This window comes from Niameybacter sp. (assembly GCF_036655075.1).
Taxonomy (GTDB): Bacteria; Bacillota; Clostridia; order Lachnospirales; family Cellulosilyticaceae; genus Holtiella.
On sequence record NZ_JAVVQU010000088.1, the window covers coordinates 1 to 4853 of the forward strand.

The following is a 4853-nucleotide window of genomic DNA, read 5'->3' on the forward strand; positions in this document are numbered from 1 at the left end:
AAATAGATGATAAATGTTCATAAATAGATGTTATTATATTACACGAACGGACAAGTAATATGAAAATATTACTTTGGGAGTAATTTTTTGTTACTTTTATTCCCCTAAACCCTTGATTAGATAAATGTAAAGATTCCGTATTTGCATCATTTCTAAACTCCCCTAAACATATAATTACACATAAAAGTAACAAAATTATTTCCGTAAATAGCAAACCCTTACAAAACTCTATTTTAAGACATCACATTTCCCCAATGTGATGTCTCTTTTTTTTGTCTTAAAGAGTTAACAGATATGTTTGAAAAAATATATAAAATACTCACTTATCTAACTTGACAGCATGAAATACCCGTTATAGCATAAAGATAGACTTGTTTTTTAAAAGAAAGAGGGTGTTGCTGATGGGGACAGATCAATGGAAGAAAATAATGCGTATAGGGTATTTGCTAGTTGCTGTACTAGGGGGGTATCTCTTCTTTAAATATATACTTGAACTTGTTTTGCCGTTTGTAATAGCTTGGATTTTAGCAAGCTTGTTAAATCCTTTTGTAACATTATTAAAAAGACACCTTAAAGTTCCAAGAGGCGTGGGGACACTTCTATCCATGGTAACAGTACTAACGGGTGTTATGGGCGTTATAACAGTAATTATTAGGCAGTTGTGGCAACAAATTGTTGGTTTTGCGGCTGCTTTTCCTAATTATGTTAGTCAAATACAAGCTACACTAGAAAGTGTACAAGTACAGTTCCAAGGGGTTATGGATATGTTGCCTTTGCCAGAGGCTATACAGTCCTTGGAGGACCTTGTACAAACAGTGTTAGCTAATATTAGTGGTTTTGCAGAAGTTATAACAAGTACAGCAGGTGTAGTAACTAAGGTACCTAATGGCATTTTCTTTGTAATAGTAGTGCTTATAGCTACTTTTTTCATGACTAAGGATAGAAAAATGATTAAAGATTTTGTTAAGGCTCAGATGTCTGAAAAAGTAATTGATAAAATAGTGCTTTTACAAAATGGGCTTAAAAAAGCATTAGGGGGATATATTAAGACACAACTTATTTTGATGTGTTTTACTTTGGTCATTTGCTTTGTTGGATTACTTGTTTTGCAAAGGCCCTATGCTCTGTTGATTGGTATTGGGATTGCTCTTTTGGATGCATTGCCTATGTTTGGGAGCGGTGCGGTACTTATTCCTTGGTGTTTGTTTCATTTGATATCAGGGAATGCTGTGTTAGCAATAGGGCTTATTGCAATATATGGGATTATAGTAGTAATAAGACAAATTATGGAACCGAAGGTACTATCTAGTCAAATTGGCGTATATGCTTTAGTAACACTTATGGCTATGTATATTGGATTTAAGACTATAGGGGTATTTGGACTTATATTAGGACCTATAGTTGCGGTGATGCTTAAAACTTTGCAAGCGATAGGAGTGCTGCCAATGTTTAAAATGGCAGGAGAAGAAGCTCAGAAAAGTCATGAGATAGAGGAGCAATTTAAACTAGAAGAAAAAATTCAAGTTATTAAAAAGCTAATTCAGAAAAATAAAGATAAGGAGTAGGAAATGGATATGAAAAAGATTCATGTTAATGAAGTTATTGAGAAAATAAGAATGGCATGCATAGAAGCAAATTATAAATTACCGAATGATATGCTTAAAGTATTAGAGGATAAAGTGCAACAAGAAAGCAATGAGTTAGGAAAAGAAATTCTTAAAGATATTTGTAAAAATGCATATCTAGCTGAAAAGGAATCTATTCCTATATGTCAGGATACAGGTACGGCAGTAGTTTTTGTGAAGTTAGGACAAGCAGTTTCTATAGAAGGTGGACTTTTGAGTGAAGCTATCAATGAAGGTGTTAGAAGAGGATATGAGGAAGGTTATTTAAGAAAGTCTATAGTAGAGAATCCGATTTATAGAAAAAATACAGGAGACAATACGCCTGCTATTATTCATTATGACCTAGTTTCAGGTGATGAGATTGAGATGATTGTCGCGCCTAAGGGTGGTGGGAGCGAGAATATGAGTAAGGTCTATATGCTTACGCCTTCTCAAGGTATCGAAGGGGTAGAGCAAGCAGTATTAGAAACAGTTCGATTAGCAGGCTCTAATGCTTGCTTGCCGATGGTAGTTGGTATAGGAATAGGTGGAAACTTTGAACAAAGCACATTGCTTGCAAAAAAAGCACTTATGCGCTCTGTAGGTGAAGGAAACAAGGATAAGCGTATGCAAGCAATAGAAGTAACACTTTTAAAAAAAATTAATGCTTTGGGTATAGGGCCACAAGGTTTGGGTGGAGAAACTTCTGCGTTGGCTGTACACATTGAGGATTATCCTTGTCATATAGCTTCTATGCCGTTAGCTGTCAATATAGGCTGTCATGTAAATAGGCATGTAACAATAAGGTTTTAGGAGGTTAAGTGATGAAAAAAGTTCAAATACCAATGACACATAAGCAGGCTAAAAGTTTGAGAGTAGGAGAGCGTCTTTTGCTTAGTGGGATAATGTATACAGCAAGGGATGCTGCGCATAAGAGATTAGTAGAAGATGCGAAAGAAGGAAAAGTACTGCCTGTTGAGTTGAAAGAAATTGCTATTTACTATGCAGGGCCAGCACCTGCAAAACCAGGGCATATAATAGGTAGCTGTGGGCCGACTACAAGTGGGCGTATGGATGCATATGCACCATGGATGATGGAACAAGGGCAAACTGTGATGATAGGAAAGGGTTTGCGTAATCAAAGTGTTATAGATGCTATGAAAATATATGGCAGTGTATATTTAACAGCAGTAGGAGGGGCGGGCGCGCTACTTTCTAAATGTGTGAAAGGTATGGAGTGTGTAGCTTATGAAGAGTATGGTGCAGAAGCTATCTATAAATTAGAAGTAGAGGATTTTCCAGCTATCGTAACGATTGATAGTGAAGGGGATAATTTATATATAAGGTGTTAAGAAAAAATGTAGTGAGTAAAATGACATTAAAGATTTATTGACTTAATACAGATTTAGAACATGGATAAAAATCTTAAAATTAAGGGGTGTAATATGAGAATTTATTTTAAGAAAGTTATGGCTGTTGTAAGTATTGCAGGTGTGTTGGTAATAAGTGGATGTCAAAAGGTTGGGAGTGTAAATCCGATAGAGATAGCTGCCTTGAATGGTCCAACAGGGATAGGGATGGTTAAGCTTATGTCTGACCAAGAAAATGTATCTAAAAAATATAATATAAATTTATATGAAAGTCCAGATGAAATAGTGGGAAAAGTGGTAAGTGGTGAAGTTGACATAGCTTGTGTACCATCGAATATGGGCGCTGTTTTATATAATAAAACAGATGGTGAAGTTGAACTATTAGGAACCAATACATTAGGTGTGTTATACATAGTAGAAAATGGGGATAGTATTCAAACAGTGGAGGATTTGAGAGGTAAGACAATTCTTTCTAGCGGAAAAGATAGTACACCTGAATTTGTTTTAAATCACATATTAGAGGCGAATGGTATAGATCCTGCAACAGATATAAATATAGAGTTTATGGGAAGTCATGCAGATATAGCATCCAAAGTAGTAACGGAAGAAGGAAGTATTGCATTGCTTCCGCAACCTTTTGTAACAACAGTATTAGCTAATAATGAGCAGATGAAGGCGGCTCTTGATGTGAATGAAATATGGAAAAATGCTGAGAATATGGATTTGCCAATGGGTATTATGATAGGTAAAAAGGTGTTTGCTATGGAGGAGTCAAAACAATTAAAAAATTTTCTTAAAGCTTATGAGCAATCAGTTAAATTTGTGGTAAATAATCCAAAGCAAGCGGCAGCATTAACTGTGGCATATGGGATTATACTTGATGTTGAAATAGCGAAGAAGGCTATACCTGCTTGTAATATTGTGTATAAAGATGCGGAGGGATCTCGTGAAATGCTCACTAAGTTTTATGAGATTCTGGGTGCTGCGAATCCTAAATCTATAGGGGGTAAAGTGCCAGATGAAGCCTTCTATGCTTCAACAAAGTAAACAAGTGGTAAAAAAAGGATTTATTATTTTTATTTGGATTATGGTATGGCAATGTGTGCATAGTTTTGTGGGGAAGGATATTTTGGTGCCTTCCCCTTATGCAACTCTAAATAAACTATTGGAGTTAATGGAAGAAGTTAGATTCTATCAAGAGATTCTTTTGACGTTTTATAGAGTAGGAATGGGTGTTGCTTTGTCGGTAGGAATAGGTTGCTTGAGCGCGCTTGGAGCATGCTTCTTTAGATGGTTTAGAGAAATACTGGCACCTTTAATTATTTTGCTAAAGAGTACACCTGTTATTGCGATTATTATATTAGCGCTTTTGTGGTTTTCCAAAGATACTGTACCAATTTTTGTTTGCTTTTTAATGTGCTATCCCGTAATGTATACCAATGTATTAAAGGGGCTTCAATGTGTGGATCAAGAATTGTTAGAGATGGTCAAGGTATTTAATGTGAAACGAAGTCAGGTGATTAGGGCTGTGTATATGCCTCAGGTAAAGCCTTATATAGAAGCTGGTTTGGGTATGGTAGTTGGATTGAGTTGGAAAGTGGTTATTGCAGCAGAGGTGCTTGCGGTACCTAGGTACTCTATGGGATACAACTTGCTAAGTGCGAAATCTTATTTGGAAACAGAGACCTTATTTGCTTGGGTAGTGGTTATTGTGGTGCTTAGTGGATTATGTGAATATGGAGTCATGCGCTTGCTTGAAAGGAGAAAGAAATGATACAGGTTAAAGGACTGTTAAAAAAATATGATCAAGGTACTCTGTATGAAAATTTTGATATTGAATTTGAATCTGGGAAAGTAAGTGTTTTATTAGGTGCATCAG

At 35.8% G+C, this 4853-nt stretch carries 5 protein-coding genes; all 5 read left to right on the plus strand.

Going from position 1 to position 4853, the window contains the following annotated elements:
- The first annotated feature begins 401 nt into the window (after nt 1-401).
- On the plus strand, nt 402-1565 hold the full coding sequence (ytvI, locus tag RRY75_RS13885) for a sporulation integral membrane protein YtvI (RefSeq protein WP_332493593.1): 1164 nt from the start codon (nt 402-404) through the stop codon (nt 1563-1565).
- A 9-nt stretch (nt 1566-1574) separates the two neighbouring features.
- Nucleotides 1575-2417 carry a fumarate hydratase gene (locus tag RRY75_RS13890; protein WP_334309730.1) on the plus strand — a complete coding sequence of 281 codons (843 nt, stop codon included), beginning with the start codon at nt 1575-1577 and terminating at the stop codon, nt 2415-2417.
- 8 nt (nt 2418-2425) lie between these two features.
- Nucleotides 2426-2956: a Fe-S-containing hydro-lyase gene (locus RRY75_RS13895; protein WP_442935410.1), complete on the plus strand. Its 531-nt coding sequence runs from the start codon at nt 2426-2428 to the stop codon at nt 2954-2956.
- A 93-nt stretch (nt 2957-3049) separates the two neighbouring features.
- Nucleotides 3050-4021 (plus strand): ABC transporter substrate-binding protein, encoded by a 972-nt coding sequence (locus RRY75_RS13900; RefSeq protein WP_332527866.1) that lies wholly within the window; start codon nt 3050-3052, stop codon nt 4019-4021.
- Nucleotides 3993-4748: an ABC transporter permease gene (locus RRY75_RS13905; RefSeq protein WP_332493588.1), complete on the plus strand. Its 756-nt coding sequence runs from the start codon at nt 3993-3995 to the stop codon at nt 4746-4748. Before RRY75_RS13900 ends, RRY75_RS13905 begins: the two co-directional genes overlap by 29 nt.
- Nucleotides 4749-4853: the final 105 nt, after the last annotated feature.